Origin of the sequence: Kitasatospora sp. NPDC059462 (genome assembly GCF_042749955.1) — a bacterium.
Taxonomy (GTDB): Bacteria; Actinomycetota; Actinomycetes; order Streptomycetales; family Streptomycetaceae; genus Kitasatospora.
Genome location: NZ_JBHYUU010000189.1, coordinates 1 through 15,372 on the forward strand (window position 1 = coordinate 1; position 15,372 = coordinate 15,372).

At 75.4% G+C, this 15,372-nt stretch carries 17 protein-coding genes and 1 pseudogene; 8 read left to right on the forward strand and 10 right to left on the reverse strand.

What is annotated here, in order from left to right; translation table 11 throughout:
• From ACFXAM_RS32115 to ACFXAM_RS32130, 4 genes and pseudogenes are all read right to left on the reverse strand, one after another.
• Window positions 1-234, reverse strand: a pseudogene (locus tag ACFXAM_RS32115) (hypothetical protein); the annotation flags it as partial.
• On the reverse strand, window positions 222-959 hold the full coding sequence (locus ACFXAM_RS32120) for a 4Fe-4S cluster-binding domain-containing protein (RefSeq protein ID WP_380296583.1): 738 nt from the start codon (window positions 957-959) through the stop codon (window positions 222-224). The pseudogene ACFXAM_RS32115 and the gene ACFXAM_RS32120, both read right to left, overlap by 13 nt.
• Window positions 947-3,160, reverse strand: coding sequence for an AAA family ATPase (locus ACFXAM_RS32125; protein WP_380296584.1), 2,214 nt, complete (start codon window positions 3,158-3,160; stop codon window positions 947-949). Before ACFXAM_RS32125 ends, ACFXAM_RS32120 begins: the two co-directional genes overlap by 13 nt.
• Window positions 3,150-4,586: a hypothetical protein gene (locus ACFXAM_RS32130; RefSeq protein WP_380296585.1), complete on the reverse strand. Its 1,437-nt coding sequence runs from the start codon at window positions 4,584-4,586 to the stop codon at window positions 3,150-3,152. The genes ACFXAM_RS32125 and ACFXAM_RS32130 overlap by 11 nt, the downstream gene beginning before the upstream one ends.
• A gap of 312 nt (window positions 4,587-4,898) precedes the next feature.
• Between ACFXAM_RS32130 and ACFXAM_RS32135 the strand changes: the two genes are divergently transcribed.
• Together ACFXAM_RS32135 and ACFXAM_RS32140 are read left to right on the forward strand one after the other, a co-directional pair.
• Window positions 4,899-5,588 (forward strand): hypothetical protein, encoded by a 690-nt coding sequence (locus ACFXAM_RS32135; RefSeq protein ID WP_380296587.1) that lies wholly within the window; start codon window positions 4,899-4,901, stop codon window positions 5,586-5,588.
• Between the two features lie 4 nt (window positions 5,589-5,592).
• Entirely contained in the window at window positions 5,593-6,258 is a 666-nt protein-coding gene (locus ACFXAM_RS32140; protein WP_380296589.1) for an RES family NAD+ phosphorylase, read from the forward strand.
• Window positions 6,259-6,334: 76 nt separating this feature from the next.
• Here the strand turns inward: ACFXAM_RS32140 and ACFXAM_RS32145 are convergent, their stop codons facing one another.
• The 3 genes from ACFXAM_RS32145 to ACFXAM_RS32155 form a co-directional block, all read right to left on the reverse strand.
• Window positions 6,335-7,501 carry a PQQ-binding-like beta-propeller repeat protein gene (locus ACFXAM_RS32145; RefSeq protein WP_380296590.1) on the reverse strand — a complete coding sequence of 389 codons (1,167 nt, stop codon included), beginning with the start codon at window positions 7,499-7,501 and terminating at the stop codon, window positions 6,335-6,337.
• 142 nt (window positions 7,502-7,643) lie between these two features.
• Window positions 7,644-8,195, reverse strand: coding sequence for a hypothetical protein (locus tag ACFXAM_RS32150; RefSeq protein ID WP_380296591.1), 552 nt, complete (start codon window positions 8,193-8,195; stop codon window positions 7,644-7,646).
• A gap of 149 nt (window positions 8,196-8,344) precedes the next feature.
• Window positions 8,345-9,145: a siderophore-interacting protein gene (locus tag ACFXAM_RS32155; protein ID WP_380296593.1), complete on the reverse strand. Its 801-nt coding sequence runs from the start codon at window positions 9,143-9,145 to the stop codon at window positions 8,345-8,347.
• A 179-nt stretch (window positions 9,146-9,324) separates the two neighbouring features.
• Here ACFXAM_RS32155 and ACFXAM_RS32160 point away from each other — a divergent pair, with 179 nt between their 5' ends.
• Together ACFXAM_RS32160 and ACFXAM_RS32165 are read left to right on the forward strand one after the other, a co-directional pair.
• Window positions 9,325-9,732: an ASCH domain-containing protein gene (locus ACFXAM_RS32160; protein ID WP_380296595.1), complete on the forward strand. Its 408-nt coding sequence runs from the start codon at window positions 9,325-9,327 to the stop codon at window positions 9,730-9,732.
• An 18-nt stretch (window positions 9,733-9,750) separates the two neighbouring features.
• The gene (locus ACFXAM_RS32165; protein ID WP_380296597.1) at window positions 9,751-10,212 is read left to right on the forward strand and encodes a hypothetical protein; all 462 of its coding nucleotides are present in this window, start codon (window positions 9,751-9,753) and stop codon (window positions 10,210-10,212) included.
• 207 nt (window positions 10,213-10,419) lie between these two features.
• Here ACFXAM_RS32165 and ACFXAM_RS32170 read toward each other — a convergent pair whose 3' ends face one another.
• Window positions 10,420-11,445: an erythromycin esterase family protein gene (locus ACFXAM_RS32170; RefSeq protein ID WP_380296598.1), complete on the reverse strand. Its 1,026-nt coding sequence runs from the start codon at window positions 11,443-11,445 to the stop codon at window positions 10,420-10,422.
• A gap of 78 nt (window positions 11,446-11,523) precedes the next feature.
• Between ACFXAM_RS32170 and ACFXAM_RS32175 the strand changes: the two genes are divergently transcribed.
• The 3 genes from ACFXAM_RS32175 to ACFXAM_RS32185 are packed head-to-tail and all read left to right on the forward strand — an operon-like array spanning window position 11,524 to window position 13,550.
• Complete coding sequence (locus ACFXAM_RS32175) at window positions 11,524-12,336, forward strand: MerR family transcriptional regulator (RefSeq protein ID WP_380296600.1); 813 nt, start codon at window positions 11,524-11,526, stop codon at window positions 12,334-12,336.
• Window positions 12,261-12,737 (forward strand): hypothetical protein, encoded by a 477-nt coding sequence (locus ACFXAM_RS32180; RefSeq protein ID WP_380296602.1) that lies wholly within the window; start codon window positions 12,261-12,263, stop codon window positions 12,735-12,737. The genes ACFXAM_RS32175 and ACFXAM_RS32180 overlap by 76 nt, the downstream gene beginning before the upstream one ends.
• 60 nt (window positions 12,738-12,797) lie before the next feature.
• Complete coding sequence (locus ACFXAM_RS32185) at window positions 12,798-13,550, forward strand: ATP-grasp domain-containing protein (RefSeq protein WP_380296604.1); 753 nt, start codon at window positions 12,798-12,800, stop codon at window positions 13,548-13,550.
• On the opposite strand, the gene ACFXAM_RS32190 is transcribed toward ACFXAM_RS32185, so the two are convergent.
• Window positions 13,453-13,995: an MOSC domain-containing protein gene (locus tag ACFXAM_RS32190; RefSeq protein ID WP_380296605.1), complete on the reverse strand. Its 543-nt coding sequence runs from the start codon at window positions 13,993-13,995 to the stop codon at window positions 13,453-13,455. The genes ACFXAM_RS32185 and ACFXAM_RS32190 overlap by 98 nt on opposite strands.
• A gap of 240 nt (window positions 13,996-14,235) precedes the next feature.
• Here ACFXAM_RS32190 and ACFXAM_RS32195 point away from each other — a divergent pair, with 240 nt between their 5' ends.
• Window positions 14,236-14,823, forward strand: coding sequence for an RICIN domain-containing protein (locus tag ACFXAM_RS32195; RefSeq protein WP_380296607.1), 588 nt, complete (start codon window positions 14,236-14,238; stop codon window positions 14,821-14,823).
• A gap of 80 nt (window positions 14,824-14,903) precedes the next feature.
• Here ACFXAM_RS32195 and ACFXAM_RS32200 read toward each other — a convergent pair whose 3' ends face one another.
• On the reverse strand, window positions 14,904-15,230 hold the full coding sequence (locus ACFXAM_RS32200; protein ID WP_380296609.1) for a putative quinol monooxygenase: 327 nt from the start codon (window positions 15,228-15,230) through the stop codon (window positions 14,904-14,906).
• Window positions 15,231-15,372: the final 142 nt, after the last annotated feature.

Below are 15,372 nucleotides of genomic sequence, written 5' to 3' on the forward strand. Positions count from 1 at the left end.
GGGCCCGGGCGCGGGCTCCATGGCGACGGCGGCCCGCGCGGGCTCCGGCTCCGGCGCCGGCGGGGCGGCCGCAGGAGGGGTGGACGGCGGAGTGGACGGCGGCGGCGGAACGTCCGCCGCCGGGTCGTACCGCTCCAGCTGCTGGAACATGTGCACCTGGCAGTACCCCCGGGTGGCGGAGGTCGGACACTCCCCCGGAGCGCCCACCGGGCAGCGGTAGATCACGGTCGCCACGAGGTCTCCCGGAGGGTCACGCCGCGCCGGACCAGGTCGCGTTCGATCCGGCCCAGGTCCCCGGGGCGCGGCACCCCGATCACCCGGACCTCGCCCTCGCTCACCCGGACCTGGAGTTCGGGCCGCTCCGGCCGGTGCTCCAGATAGGGCGCGTACCGCTCGCGGCCGAGCGCCGTGCGGGTGACCAGCCGCTGGTTGGCCGAGCCGCGCCAGACGAGCCGGGTGGGCTGCCCGGCCCGGTAGCGGCCGGTGATCACGGCGTCCGCGCCGTCCAGGGCGGCGGCGGTGGCCGGGTCGGCGGCCAGTTCCTCCGGCTCCCAGCCGGTGTACACCAGCAGGTCGGCCGCGGCCCCGGCCAGGCGGCGTTCCGCGTCGGCGGCGGCGAGCAGCGCGGCGAGGGCGGCGGGCTGCTCCAGGGGTTCGCCGCCGCTGACGGTGAGGCCGTCGAGACCGTCGGCGAGTGCGGAGCGCCACAGCGCGGCGAACCGCTCGACCGTCAACTCCCGTCCGCCGGAGGGACTCCAGGTGTGCCGCGACATGCAGCCGGGGCAGGCCAGCGTGCACCCCTGGAACCAGACGCCGAGCCGGCGGCCGGGGCCGAGCGCGGTCACCGGCCGGGAGACCTGGGCGACCCGGGCCACCGGCGCGGTGGCGGAGGCGCACCCGGGGGCGGACGCGGGGGCGGACGCGGGCGCGGCGGCCCCGTCGGCGCTCAGCCCGGCCACCGTTCGACCTCCAGACGGTAGCCCTCGCCGTCCTCGTCCCCCTCGACGGCGACCACCTCGATGCGCTCGCCGCGCCGGGGCGGGGTCCGGAAGACCTCCTTGGCGAGCGGGTTGACCAGCGCCGACTCGACGGCGGTCAGCACACCGCGGCCACCGTGGTCGAGCCGCCGGGTGGCCTCGACCCGCAGCACCTCCCAGGCGTCGTCGGAGAGGGTGAGGGCGGCGCCGTGGACCTCCTGGACGCGGGCCGCCACCGAGGCGATGGCCTTGTCGAGGATCTGCGGCACCCACTTCTCCTGCATGAAGTCCATCGGGATGAAGTTGTCCCCGAAGCGGTTGCGCAGCTCGGGCCGCTTGATCTGGTCGTTGAAGAAGGTGTCGAAGGCCTCGCGCAGTCCTTGACGGACGAGCATCGGATCGTCGTGGCGGTTGAACTCCCGTTTGGTGGTGCGCGGCGCGGTCGCGCCCGTCCCCCCTGCCCCGGTCCCGCCCGCGCCGGTCCCCTCCGCCGCCTCCCGGCCGGCCTCCGCACCGGCCGGGGCGGCCCCACCGGCCCCGCCGGCCCCACCGCTCCCGCCGGCTGCCGGGTCCTCCACCACGACGGCCTTGACGCCGAGGTTGGAGGTGAAGATCAGCACGCACTCGGTGAAGTAGACGGTGGCGCCGCGCCCGTCGGTGAGCCGGCCGTCCTCCAGGATCTGCAGGAAGAGGTCGAACAGCCGCGGGTTCGCCTTGTCGATCTCGTCGAAGAGCAGCACGCTCATCGGGTTCGCCCGGACGGCGTTGGTGAGTTCGCCGCCCGCGTCGTGGCCGACGAACCCGGGCGGCGCGCCGATCAGGCGGTCCCGGGCGTGCTCCTCGGCGAACTCGCTCATGTCGAAGCGGATCGGCCGGGCATCCTTGCCGAGGATCATCTCCGCGACACCCTTGGCGAGTTCGGTCTTCCCGACGCCGGTCGGACCGGAGAGGAAGAGCGTGCCGCGCGGCCGGCTGGGCGAGCTGGACGCCTGGGCGCCGTTGAGCCCGGCCGCCGAGCGCATGAAGATCTCCAGCGTGCGGCGGACGGCGTGCGGCTGCCCGATCACCTTGCTGTTGAGGAACTCCTCGCCGCCGGCGATGCGTTCGCGCAGCGCGGCGGTCGCCCACGGGTTGTCGAGCACGCCGATCCGGTACAGCCGGGCGGCCTCGTCGAGCCGTTGCACGGGGAGGTTGCGGTCCAGGGCCATCCGGCCGATCGCCATGACCTCCGAACTGCCCATCCCGTGCGAGGAGTCGGCCAGTGCCCTGGCCGCCAGCCCGGTCTCCTCGTCGGTCAGCGACGGCCCGCCGGTCGCCGCCTGGTAGCGGGCGAGCCCGCCGACCACGTGCCGGGCGGCGGCCAGCCGCTGGTCGTGCGGCGGCTGCGGCACGTTGATCACCCGCAGGGCGCGGCTGCCGACCGCGAACTCCCTCGGCAGTTCCTCCTGCCGTTCCACCACCCAGAACACCGTGTTGTACGGCGTGACCGCGCTCGTGCCCTGCACCGGGCGGGCCGTGTGGCCCAACTCCTCCGCGGCGGCGAAGAGTCGGGCGACCTCCCCGGCGGCGGGCGCCTGCGGTGAGCCGATCCGGCCGGCGTACGGGACGACCAGCGCGATCGGCGGCCCGGGGTGCTGGACCACGCCGACCATCGCGTCGCGCAGGCGGTCCACCATGTCCGGCTCGTCGTCGTCCTCGCCGGAGCCCTCCGCCCCCTGGCCGCCGCCCCGCCGCCACCGCTCGTCGCGCTCGACGAAGTCCCGGATCACCTGGGGGATCTGCTGCGGGGTGGCGCTCAGCCGCAGCAGGGCGATGCAGTCGTCGACCTGGTCGACGAAGGCGATCGCGCCGTAGCCGCGGGCCGCGCACATCGACTCGATGACCCCGCCGAGGCTGTACGGCGCGAGCGTCCCGCTGCTGCCGGCGGCGTGGTCGTCGGGCAGCAGGTACTGGTCGCGGACGTTGCCGGTGAGCAGCACCTGCGGGTAGACGGTGAGGGCCATGTCCAGTTCGCGGATCCAACTGGGCGTGACGGGCCCGGAGTCGTCCTCACCGGACGGCGGCGCGGCGTCCTTGCGCAGGTCGGCGCGGTCGGCGCGGTCCGTGCGGTCGGCGCGGTCCGCGCCCTCCGCACGGCCGGCGGACGGAGGCTGGGACGGCGGTGGCGGGGGTTCAGCGGTCACGGTGGCGCTCCTGCGGGGTGTTGCGGACGGCGGGCGACTCGTTCCGGGCACTGCCGCCCGGCTTCCTGCGGCGACGCGGCGGAGCGGCCTCGGACGGCGGCTGCGGCCACCACCCGCCCGGGACGAGCCCGGCCGCCAGCGCGCCCGGCGGCATCGCGGACGTCCGCTCCAGCCGCACGCCCCGCTGCCGCACGCCGTCCTCGATCGCGGGCAACTGCTCGTCGCAGAACCACCGTTGAACGGCCTCGTCCTGCTCCTCGTCCGCCGCGTGATCGTCGCTGCGCCCGGCCTCGCCGGGGGCGGCGTCGTCGCGCCGGACCACCGCCGTGGACAGGGTCGCCCGGTCCGGCGAGAGCACCAGCCGCAGCCCGTAGCCGGAGGCGGGCGGCTCGCCGTCCGCCTCCCCCGCACCGGCCGCCGCCGCCCGCCCGGGGTCCGGGTCGCCGAACGGCACCACCACCTCGCCCTCCTCGGCGAGCAGGTCCGCGAAGCCGTCACCCACCAGGTAGTCCCGGTCGCGCAGCACCTCGGCGAGCGCCGCCGCCACCGGTGCCCGGTTGCGGCGCGCGTCGGCGCGGGCCACGGCCGCCTCCACGGCGGGCCGCAGGTACGCCGGGTCCTCGGCGGCGGCGAGCTCCGCGACCAGCCGGTCCCGGTCGGCCGGCTCCGCGTCCTGGGCCAGTTCCACCAGGCCGGCCCGCAGTTCGGCGCACTCCTCCTCGCGGGCGCGGCGCTGCACCGAGTGCTGGACGAACGCGGCGAGGTCGGTGAGCGTCGTCCGCACCTCGGAGACGGTGCCGGCGGCCTTCAGCGAGCGCACCAGGCCCGCGACCTGTTCGAGGTCGGCCGGGTCGCAGCGGGGCACGTCGCGGTCGAGGATCGTCTGCGCCTCGACGAGGGCGCCGGCCCGGACCCGTCCGGTCCGTTCGGCCCGCTCGCGCTCGGCGGCCTCGGCTGCCTCGGTGGCGGCTTGCGTCGCGGCAGCCGCCGCGGCCGCGGCGGCGCGCCGGTCCGAACGGGCCGCCGGACGCGGGCGTTCCGGCTCGGCGACGGCCTCCGGCAGCACCGCCGACCAGACGTCCTGCACCGCCTCCGCCAGCTCCTGCGCCGCCCGGGCGTTCGCCGCCCGCGCCCGCTCGACCGCCCGCGCCAACTCGGCCTCGTCCGCCCCCGCCCCGACGGTGACCGTCTCCACGGTGACCCGGGCCGTCCGGTAGGCGCGCCGCAACTGCCTGGCCTCGCCGCGCAGCCCCTGCGCCTGCTCGCTCAGCTCACCGAGCCGGGCCCGCAAATCCGCCCGCCGCTCCTCGGCCCGCCGGAGGTTCTCGGCGCGCTGGGCCTCGGCGGCCAGCCGGGCCCGCAACCGGCGGCGGCGCTCGGCCTCCTGGTCGACGTAGGACCACCCGTATCCCGCGGAACTGCTCACCGGCCGCCTTCCGAGCGCGAGTCGTGACCTGCGGCGCGGACCGGGCGCGTGCCACCGGTCCGGGCCCCTGCGCACGCGCCGCCGAGGGCCGGTGCGGGTCGTGAGTGACGGCACACGACAGTCGACCGCGCGCGATCCGGCACCGCCCCCGAGGTGCTGCTGAGCCACCATCATGCCGCAGATCCGGCCACGGCCGTCCCACCTTTGCGAATCCGAGATCACCGCCCACGGAGCGCCCCGACGCGCTACCCTGGCGCTCGGCCGGCGCGTTCGGCCGGGCGGCGGGACCGGATCGGGCGGGGGTGAGGGACGATGGTGCCGGACGAGTTGCTGGCGGAGCTGCGCACGCACTGGGCCGAGATCTGGGCACTCCTCGACGAGTCCTCCCGCGACCGGCTCCGGGCGCTCGTCGAGGACCGGACCGCCGATCCGGAGCGCCTCGCGCGCAAGATCCAGCGGCTGATGCTCGCCGCGCTGCCGGACGGGCACCCGGTACGGGAGCTGTTCGACGACTCCGTGCGCTACGCCCGGGGCGGCGACGAGGTCCGGATCGTCGGGGCCGGCGGTCCCGGCGCGATCACGATCCGGTCCGGCATCGAGAGCCTGCTCCGGACCGCGACACCGCCGGACGGCTCCTCGCCGCCGGACGACCTCTCCCCGCCGGACGACGCCGACGACTGGCTGCTCGCCGCGGACTCCGTCAGCGCCGCCGACTACCGCGCCGGCGGGAACGACCCCGCCGACCCCGACCTCATCCGGCTGACCGACCGCCAGGGCGCCGTCCGCCTCCCGGCGTTCCAGTTCGACGACGTCTCCGGCCTCCCGCGGCCCGTCGTGGTCGCCGTCAACCGCCTGCTCGACGCCGACGACGACCCGTGGGGCGTGGCCGACTGGTGGCTGGGCACCAACGCCTGGCTGGACGCCGTCCCCGCCCGCCTCCTGGGCACCACCGGCGAGCACGCCCTGCTCGCCGCCGCCCGCGCCGAGATCGCGGAGTGGTGACGGCATGCCCGACGTGAAGGTTCCCGCCCCGACCGTGCGCGCCACCCCGTTCCGCGAGGTGCTGCCCGCCGGGACCGTGCTGCACCGGGTGCACTCCGCCGCGTACCCGGCCACCTCGTTCAACCCGAACCCGTCCGACTCCCACTACGAGGGCGGCCGGTTCTGCTCCTACGAGGGCGACGGGACCCATCTGCCGTACCTGTACGCCGGGTTCTCGGAGCGCACGGCGGTGATGGAGACGCTGGTCCGCGGCGTGCCGTTCGACGAGCGCGGCTGGCGGCGGATCCGGCGCGCCTCGGTGCAGGGGCGGGTGCTGTCGCGGATCGAGACCACGTGCGACATCCCGCTGGTCGGCCTGATGACGCTCGATCAGCTCGCGGCCGTCCACCAGGACGAGTGGCTGATCCACTCCACCCCCGACGCCTACCCGCGCACCCGCCGCTGGGCGGCCTGGATCCGCGGCCAGGCGCCGTGGGCGGCCGGCCTGCGCTGGCCGTCCAAGCGGGACCTCGGGAGCAGCGCCTGCGTCCTCTACGAACGCGACGCCGCCACCACCCTGGTCAAGCCCGCCGGCACCGCGCCGGTCGCGCTGGACACCGCCGAGGGCGCCGAGCTGCTCAACCGGCTCCTCGCCCCGGCCCGCACCCGGATCGATCCCCCGCGCCGGTAGGGACGTCGGGGGCGGCGGCGCGGACCGGGACCGGGCGGTCCCGGTCCCGGGCTCAGACCGGGCCTCAGGCGGGGCCTCAGGCCGGGGACAGGGCCGTGAAGGCGCGGAGGCCGGTGCGGCTGCCCCGGTAGACGGTGGATCCGGCCACGGCGAGCGAGACCCGGGTGAACTCGGTGTCGGCCCGCAGGCGCTCCGGCTCGTCCTGCCAGCGCAGTCCGCCCGTCCGCAGGTCGTGCGCGAAGAGGCGGTCGTCGTTCGTCCCGACGTACACGGCTCCCTGGGCGGCCGTCAGCGAGCTCGTCCCCCGGCCGGCCCCCGGCGGCACGGTGGCCGTCCACCGCTCGTCGCCCGTCGCCGCGTCCAGGGCGAGCAGCTGCTTCCCGCTGAGCAGGCAGACCGTCCCGCCCGCGACCACCGGACCGATCGGGCCGCGCAGCTGCGTCCGCTTCCAGAGCACCCGCCCGGTGGCCGCCTCCAGGGCGAGTGCCGCGGAACTCGCGCCGGTCCGGTCGGTCCGGCCGGTGTCCACGAGGTGCACGAGGCCGGCGTGGACGGCGGGCGGGTCCAGCACGGCGTCGACGGCGCCCTGCTCCCACCGCTGCTCACCGCTGCGGAGGTCGAACGCGAGCAGCCCCGCCGAGCGGCCGGGGACGTACACGGTGTCCCCGGCCACCAGCGGGGTGCCGGAGACCGTCGGCGGGCCGCTCCAGAGCGCCCGGCCGGTGGCCGCATCGAAGGAGCGCAGCGACGCTCCGTCGACGAGGATCACGCTGTCGCCCGCCACGGCGACGCCCGGGGGTGCCGGGGCCTCCCCCGCGTCCGACACCGCGGTCTCCCAGCGCGGCTCCCCCGACGCGGCGTCGAGGACCTGCACCCTGGTCGTGGAGTACACGCACACCACACCGGCGCCCTCGGCCAGCGGCCAGCCGCCCCGCTGCGCGGCGGCGTCGGCCGGTCCGACCGCCGCGGCCCAGCGGACGGCACCGGTGCGCGGGTCCAGGGCCCGGACGCCGCCGTCGTACCCCGCCACGTGGACGTTCCCCCGGGGGTCGGCCGACGGGACGACCCGCCCGCCGGTCGCCGCCTCCCAGATCCGGGGGCCGCGCGCGTTGTCCCGGACCGCCCACCAGCGGGCCCCGGCCGGCACCGCGAGCGCGCCCAGTCCGGCCGCGACGCTCAGCAGCAGGCGGCGGCGGTCGGTGCGGTGCGGGAGTGGCCCATGGGGCGCGGTTTCGGCGTTCATGCCGGTCCCGACTCCGTCGGGCGCTCCGGTGGTTCCACCGGCGGCGGAGTCCTGCCCTTCCGGACACCCCGCACGGGCACGGGTGCGCCCCGCCCGGACGGGGGCCGGGCGGGGCGGGACCGGGGGGTGCGGCGCTACCGCGTCACGGGCAGAGGCGGCCGGGGCGGCACTCGGGGTCGACCGGGCCCGTGCCGCCGGGGCGGTAGTTGGACCACCAGATCGGGGTGCTCCCGGCGTAGATGACGAGGTTGCCGCTGTTCTGGACGGCGAGGTAGGCACCCGGGTGGTACGGGGTCCTGCTGTTCCACACCGCGCGCATGGCGGCGTCGTACGCGACGAGGTTGCCGTCGGCCTGCATGTAGAGGTAGGTGCCGACGCCGTACGTGCCGACGGCCGTCCAGATGGCGACGTTGTTCTTGTACAGCACCACGTGGCCGTCCCACTGCTGGTACAGCACGGTGGTGCCGTCCGGGGAGGACCAGCTCTCGCCGCGGTTGAGGCCCGCGGTGCCGTAAATAACGGTCTGGTCGGCGTCGGACACCGCGGCGGGAGCGGCGGCGGCCGTGGCCGCGGGGTCGCCCGCGGCGGGGGCGCCGTCGGCGGCCTGGGCGGGGCCGCCCAGCAGCCCGGCCGCCATCAGCACGGCCCCGGCGGCGACACCGGCGCGGGGAAGAAGGGAACGCGCGATTCTCATGACGGGCACTCTCCTGAAGTCGCTGCTGGCCGGAGCCCGGACACTGCCGCCGCGCCCGCTCGGGACCGCGTCGGCCCGGCCAGTCTCGCCGTGTGCGAGCCGGCCGGGCCAAGCCTTTCGACCTCCCTCGAATCCGGACGCGACGCCGGTCAGTCGGCGTCCGTCTCCGCCGGCTCGTCGGCGCGCTGGTCCTCGGTGCGGCCGAGGCGCCAGTAGCCCATGAAGCAGACGGCGCGCCGGTCCCAGCCGCGCTCGCGCACCAGGTGGCGGCGCAGCTCGCGGACGGCCGAGGCCTCGCCGGCGATCCACGCGTACGGCGCGCCGTCCGGCAGTTCGGCGGCGCGGACGGCGTCGGGGAGGGCGGGGGTGCCCGGGGCGCCCCGGTGCAGCCAGGTGATCCCGGTGCCGGGGCGGGCGGCGGGCAGGTAGGCGTGTTCCTGCGGCCCCTCGACCTCGGCGAACACCCTCACCGGCAGGTTCCCGGGCAGTTCGCCGAGGATCGCGGCGACGGCGGGCAGGGTGGACTCGTCGCCCGCGAGCAGCACCCAGTCCGCCCCGTCGGGCAACCGGAACTCGACGCCACCGGCGTCCTCGACGGCCGGCCCGCAGACGATCACCCGGTCGCCGGGCGCCGCCGTCCTGGCCCAGCGCGAGCCGGGTCCGTGGTCGCCGTGGACGGCGATGTCGATGTCGACCTCGTCGGGTTCGTGGCGCCGGGCGCGGACGGTGTAGGTGCGCAGCACGGGGCGGACGGCCGGGTCCATGGCCCGCCAGCTCTGGTACCAGCCGAACTCCTCCTCGCCCTCGGGCATCAGGGGTTCGCTCTGCCCGGGCAGCGGCAGCAGCAGTTTCACCCGCTGGTCGAGGCCGCCGTTGACGAAGCCGGTGAGGGCGGGTCCGCCGAGGGTGATCCGGGCCATGTGCGGGGTGATCCGGGTGGCCCGGACCACCTGGAGCGGGAAGAGCAGGAAGCGCGCGGGGGCGGTGGTGCTGGTCAGGGCCGTCTCCTCTCACCTGAATTTAGGTAAGGCTAACCTACCGTCACGTGTGTCCGCCCCCACCCCGGCCGGCGCGGCGCCGTATCGTCGGCCGGAGACACGACCGCGACACCGGAAGAGGTGATGAGGGGATGTGGCCACGCGTCAACGGCCTGCGCTCGATGGAACTGGGCACCCCTGGCCCGATACGGGCCCGGCTGAACGCCCTGGCCCTGGCCGGCCGGAAGACGGCCACCACCGGGCTGCTGGCGGAGTACGCCGAGGAGGGGGAGAGCCTGGAGCAGCCCGGCGAACGGCTGGCGCTGACCGACGACGACGGCGAGTCGGTCGGCGTCATCGAGATCACCGGCGTGGAGGTGAAGCCGTTCGCCGAGGTCACCTGGGAGCACGCCCACGCGGAGGGCGAGGGCGACGCCTCCCTGGAGGAGTGGCGCACCGGGCACGTCGGCTACTGGGCGCGGCTGGGCACCCGGGTGGAGGACGACACGCCCGTGGTCTGCCTGGCCTTCCGCCTCGTCGGGCACGGCAAGGCCACCTAGCCGGACGGAGGAGCCGGGATGGAACCGGAGCACATACCCGATCGGTTCTGGGACGCCCTGGAAGCGGCCCGGCCGCACCTGTCGGCGCTTGAGGCGTGGCTGGGGTCCCAACCACGCGAGGTCCTCGAAGAGTTCGCGCTCGCGTACGAGTGCGCGGCGGGCGCGCTGGCCGACTTCTCGGAGGGCGTGCGCGTGGACGGGGACGCCTGGTCCGAGGACGGCACCGAGGACCTGTGCCTGTGGGTGGTCGGGCAGGGCCGCGGGCTGTGGCGCTCGGTGCTCGCCGGGGATCCGGGGCTGGAGGACGTCGCGCAGCTGTACCTGGGCCGCGTGGCGGCGGGGCCGGGGCAGGCGGTGCGGTGGGATACGGAGGTCTCGGACCCTCGGCACCGGGGCTACCAGTCCCCCGGGGCCATCGCCCACGGCGTCTACCGCTCCCGCTTCGGCGAGGACCTCCACGAGCGGCTCGCGGACACCTGAGCGGGCACCGGAGGCCGATGTGCCGCGATCCCGGCCGGGTCCGGGAAGGGCCGGGACCGGCGGGGCGGGACGGCGATGCAGCACCGTGCGGCACTCTTCCCGCCACCGACCGAGGAGAACCGGCCGATCACCGGGAAGGACCGACCGTGCGTGCCGACCGGGCGCCGGGGCGATGACCGGCGCCCGGTCCGCATGCGTCGACGGCGTTCACGCCGCCTCGGAACCACCGTTCCCGACCTCCAGGAGCAGATCGGCCTCACCGGCCGACGGCTCCTCCGGCACCGGGGCCAGGGCCCACGGGCCGGCGCCGCCGAGCGCTCCCGCCACGAAGAAGTACTTCTCACCGCCCACCAGCGCGGCCACGATCCGGCCGGCGCCGTTCCACGTCACGTCCTTCTCCCCCATCCGCCACACGCTCGGGTTCCGTTGCAGATGGCTGTTGTGGGCGAACACGAACGTACCGCCGCGCCATGCCTCCACGTCCCTGATGGCGAGCAGGTTGCGGGCCATGATCTCGTCCCTGGCCCCCAGCAGCCCCGCGAGCCGTTCGCCCGGCTCCCCCGGCCGCGCCGCCTGCCGGTGGTACCTCAACAACCCCGCCCCCGCCGTCAGATGCGTCCGCGCCGCCTCCCACTCCTCGCGCGACGTGGCCGCGATCAGCTCCGCCGCCCTCGCGTGGAGCAGGCCCAGCAGATCGTCCGCGACCGCCCGCAGCCGGTCCGCCTGCGCCGAGGCGCCCGGCGACATCGCCGCGTCCAGCACCGCTTCCGTCCGGCTCCACCGCTCGTCGTCCCCGGCCAGGGCCGCCACGTCGACGTCGGCCCCCAGGTAGTCGCGGGCGTGTTCGAGGTACGGGCGCGGGCTCGGGGCCGTCGTGTTCTCGGTCGGGGCGTCGAAGCCGTGGAACGCCAGCCGCTCCTGCGGCGGACGGCTGCGGTTGTACGCGCGCATCCACGCCACCAGCTCCCGGTTGGGCTCCTGCTCCCCCCACCCGTGGGTGAAGCCGTCGCGCATCGCACCGTCCAGCGACCCCGCCCCCTCCCGGACGAAGGCGTCCACCGTCAGCGCCGACACCCGGTCGGTCTCCAGGACGATCGACCGGAAGCCGCGCCCGACCAGTTGGGCGAACAGTTCGTTGCGGACCCGCCCGAAGGCCGGTTCCACGTGCGTCGGCTCGCCGAACGCCACCAGGCCGCACGACAGGGGCAGGAAGTCTCGGATGTCCTGTGTCATGAGCCTCCATCGTATCTCTGAGAGAGCGGTTGAGACTTTTGCGGTCTCGGCCCGAGGAATCTCTTGTAAAGTCTCAAAGTGCCCAGCAACCCCACCAGGAAGCGGAACCTGCGCCCGGCCGATCTCGCCCGCGAGCACGGGCTCTCCGCGCAGGCCGTCCGCAACTACGAGCAGGACGGCTTCCTGCCGCCCGCCGAGCGCACCCCCACCGGGTACCGGATCTACACCGAGCTGCACGCGGCGGCGCTGCGCACCTTCCTCGCGCTCGTCCGGGCGTACGGGCACCGGACCGCCGGGGCGATCATGAACGCCGTGCACGACGGCCGGACCGACGACGCCCTGACCGCCGTCCACCACGGGCACGGACAGCTGCTCCACGACCACCGGACCCTCACCGCCGTCCGCGCCGCCGTCGACCACCTGACGGCGGCGACCGCCCCCGCCGACCCCTCCGGTCCGCTCCCCCGCACCATCGGCGAACTCGCCCACCGGCTGCGGCTCACCCCCGCCACCCTGCGCAGCTGGGAGGCGGCCGGCATCCTGTGCCCCACGCGCGACCCCGCCACCGGCTACCGCGTCTTCGGCGCCGCCGACGTCCGCGACGCCGACCTCGCCCACCTGCTGCGCCGCGGCGGCTACCGGCTCCAGGACATCGCGGCGGTCGTCGAGCAGATCCGCACCGCCGGCGGCACGACCGCCCTCGCCGCCGCCCTCGCCGGCTGGCGGCGGCGGCTCACCGACCGGGGCCTCGCGATGCTGAAGGCCTCGGCGCAACTCCACGACTACCTCGGGCAGGAGGGGCTACCCTCGTCCGCATGCCCAAGCGGAAGCGCCGCCCCGCCGCCACCCCCGTCCCGGCACTCCTCGACGCCCCGGAGAACCGCGCGCTGATCGCCCACCTCCGCGAACAGGCGACCCCGCCCGACGGACCGGGCGACTTCACGCTCGGGCCCTGGCAGCTGCACACGCACCCCGATCTCTGCGACCGGCTCTCCGAGTTGGCCCCGCGGCACCCCGTCGAAGGCCTCTACGGCATGCCGGTCCTGGCGTTCGAGGGCGTGGCGGCCGTCGTCGCGGCCGGCCTCGACACCCTCCTGGTCCGCCTTCCGGCCCTCCCCGAGGGCATCGAACCCGCGCGCCCGAGGCCGCCGCTCACCGACGGCGAGTGGCGCGCCGTCGAGGCCTATCCGTCGAACTGCACCGGCGCGGAGGGCACCGCCCGCCTCACAGCCCTGATCCGCGAGGCGCTGGTGCACGCCCGCGGCCTCAGCCGCAACCGGCCCCGGTACTGAGCGCACCGCGGCGGAAGACCGCCGGCCGGAGCCGGCGCGGGCGGGCCATCATGGCGGCCCATGACGCTCCTGCTGCTCGCGCCCCGGGTCAACGGGACCGGCCTCCGGCTGCTCACCCGGGCCCGCCTTCGCGGGCTGCGGGCGCACACCGCCGTGCGCCGGGAGGTCCCCGCCGAGCTCACCGGCCTACGGCCCGCCCACCTGTACGGCGGACCGCTGTTCGCGGACGTGGCCGCCGGACCGCCGGGCATCGTCCCGCTGGAGCCGCCCGCCGACCGGCTCACCGCGCTGCCCGCCGAGCTGCTCGCCCGCCGGGTGGAGTGCACCACCCTGGCCGAGGCGCGGCGGCTGCGACGGCCGGCGTTCCTCAAGCCGCCGCTCGACAAGCTGTTCCCGGCGCGGGTGTACCCCGACGGCAGCGGACTGCCCGGCCCGGACGCCCTCGACGACGACACCCTCGTGCCGGTCGGCGACGTGGTCGCGTTCGCGGGCGAGTACCGGCTGTTCGTGCTGGACGGGGCGGTGCGCGCGGCGAGCCGCTACGCCGTGGCGGGCTCGCTCGCCGTCGCGCCGGAGGCCGGACCGGAGGTGCACGCGTTCGCGGACCAGGTGCTCGACGTCGTACTGCGCGCCGCCGGTCCTGCCGACGCGCTCGCGGCGGCGGACCTCGGCCATGCGAGCGGCCGGTGCCGGAGGTCGTCCGCCAGAACCTGCCTCAGACGCGGTCGAGCGGGCGGTGCGGCCCCTCCGGCAGCTCGACCTCGATCGCGTCGCCGGGGCGGACCACACCGCCGTCCCGGACCACGCCCATGATCCCGGCCTTGCGCACCACGGTCCCGGCCTCGTCGCGCCCGACGACCTGCTTCAGCAGACCGTCCTGGAAGCGGTCGATCTGCTGACAGGGGTTGCGCAGCCCGGTGACCTCCACCACCGCGTCCGACCCGATCCGCAGCAGCGCGCCGACCGGCAGCCCGAGCAGATCGATCCCGCGGGTGGTGACGTTCTCGCCCAACTGCCCCGGCGCCACGGTGAATCCCCGCTGCGCCACCTCGGCGAACAGCTCCTCGTGGATGAGGTGGACCTGCCGCAGGTTCGGCTGCGTCGGGTCCTGCGCGACGCGCGACCGGTGCTTGACGGTCACCCCCGCGTGCACGTCCCCTTCCACCCCGAGCCCGGCGAGCAGCGTGATGCTGTCGCGGTTCGGCTTGGTGAAGGAGTACTCCCCGTTGCTGCTGACCGCTGAGACCGTTCCACTCATCCGTGCGCATCCTCCTGCCGGGGCCCATGATCCACCCCGCATCCTAGGGCGTGTCCCGGGCGGGCCGGGTCACCGGTGCCGTTCGGCAGCGCGGTCATTTTCGGCCTTCGTCGGATCTTCGGTGGTTCCCCCGGCATGCGCTTCCCTATTCTCATGCCCGACCTCGGCTCCGTCGAAGCCGAGCGGCACACGCACGGAATTCCCGCCCGAACAACCCATGATGGGGGAATCCTCATGCCCATGTCCTTGTCCAGGGCCACCCGCTTCCTCGCCACCGCCGGTGTCGCGGCGCTGCTTCCGCTCGCCTTCGCCTCCCAGGCCCAAGCAGCCGTCTACATCGGCAACTTCGCGCTCTACAACGTCAGCACGGGCAAGTGCGCCGACCTGCCGGGCTACGGCTGGAACCAGCCGGACAGCCCCGTCAACCAGTACGGCTGCGCGCTCGGCACCGGCGACAACCAGATGTGGGACGTGATCGAGACCCGCCTGGTCAACGGCCTGCACCTGTTCAAGTTCGTCAACTCCAAGAGCCAGTACTGTCTCGACCTGCCGGGCTACGGCGCCGCGCCGACCAGCAGCCGCCTGTCCGTCTACACCTGCGCCCCCGACCCCGAGACCGACAACCAGGAGTGGTACCTCGTCCCTGTGACCGGCGACGGCGGCAACGAGATCGTCAACTACAAGAACGGCCTCTGCCTGGACGTCTGGGGCCTGGCCGCCGACGGGAGCGACCGGGCCGACGACCTGCCGCTGACCGTCTACCCCTGCTACAACAGCTCGTGGGGCGGCGGCGGTTACGACGACCACATCTGGCGGTTCGTCAACTGACGGTCATCATCCGCGCATCGGCCCCGCACGGCACCTCCGGGCGCGTGCGGGGTCGGTCGCGCCCGGCGGGCCGGGGCGGGTCAGCGCGCCGGGGCGGAGCGGTGCTCGTAGGGGCTGTGCATGGTGAGCCAGCGGATCTCCAGGTCCTGCTCCAGGTACTCCATCCGGTGCTCCCAGAAGTCGCGCATGTGGGGCAGGGCGAGGTGGGCGTCGAGGTCCTCCTTGGTGCGCCAGGCCTCGTAGAAGACGAAGACGCCGGGGGCCTCGCTGTCCTCGTGGAAGTGGTACTCCAGGCAGCCGGGCTCCTGGCGGGTCGGCTCGACGAAGGAGAGCAGGAGCCGGCGCAGGTCGTCGACCCGGTCGGGCTTGGGGCGGGCGGTGCCGACGAGGGTGTAGGGCTGGGGCATGGGGGGATCCCTTCGAAAGGTATGAGTGATCTCGTACCTCTCGGACGCTAGGACTTGTCCGCCCGATCATGTGACTATCGCCTGGCTCGCTCGTTGGTTCGGGCATGGGGCGGGGAGATCTTACGGATGCCGAGTGGGAACG

Excerpts from the sequence above, each read along its gene's own strand:
- ACFXAM_RS32170 (WP_380296598.1), bottom strand. The coding sequence starts at position 11,445 with ATGACACAGGACATCCGAGACTTCCTGCCCCTGTCGTGCGGCCTGGTG.
- ACFXAM_RS32145 (WP_380296590.1), bottom strand. The coding sequence starts at position 7,501 with ATGAACGCCGAAACCGCGCCCCATGGGCCACTCCCGCACCGCACCGAC.
- ACFXAM_RS32180 (WP_380296602.1), top strand. The coding sequence starts at position 12,261 with ATGCCCAAGCGGAAGCGCCGCCCCGCCGCCACCCCCGTCCCGGCACTC.
- ACFXAM_RS32135 (WP_380296587.1), top strand. The coding sequence starts at position 4,899 with ATGGTGCCGGACGAGTTGCTGGCGGAGCTGCGCACGCACTGGGCCGAG.
- ACFXAM_RS32140 (WP_380296589.1), top strand. The coding sequence starts at position 5,593 with ATGCCCGACGTGAAGGTTCCCGCCCCGACCGTGCGCGCCACCCCGTTC.
- ACFXAM_RS32160 (WP_380296595.1), top strand. The coding sequence starts at position 9,325 with ATGTGGCCACGCGTCAACGGCCTGCGCTCGATGGAACTGGGCACCCCT.
- ACFXAM_RS32150 (WP_380296591.1), bottom strand. The coding sequence starts at position 8,195 with ATGAGAATCGCGCGTTCCCTTCTTCCCCGCGCCGGTGTCGCCGCCGGG.
- ACFXAM_RS32200 (WP_380296609.1), bottom strand. The coding sequence starts at position 15,230 with ATGCCCCAGCCCTACACCCTCGTCGGCACCGCCCGCCCCAAGCCCGAC.
- ACFXAM_RS32195 (WP_380296607.1), top strand. The coding sequence starts at position 14,236 with ATGTCCTTGTCCAGGGCCACCCGCTTCCTCGCCACCGCCGGTGTCGCG.
- ACFXAM_RS32165 (WP_380296597.1), top strand. The coding sequence starts at position 9,751 with ATGGAACCGGAGCACATACCCGATCGGTTCTGGGACGCCCTGGAAGCG.
- ACFXAM_RS32190 (WP_380296605.1), bottom strand. The coding sequence starts at position 13,995 with ATGAGTGGAACGGTCTCAGCGGTCAGCAGCAACGGGGAGTACTCCTTC.
- ACFXAM_RS32185 (WP_380296604.1), top strand. The coding sequence starts at position 12,798 with ATGACGCTCCTGCTGCTCGCGCCCCGGGTCAACGGGACCGGCCTCCGG.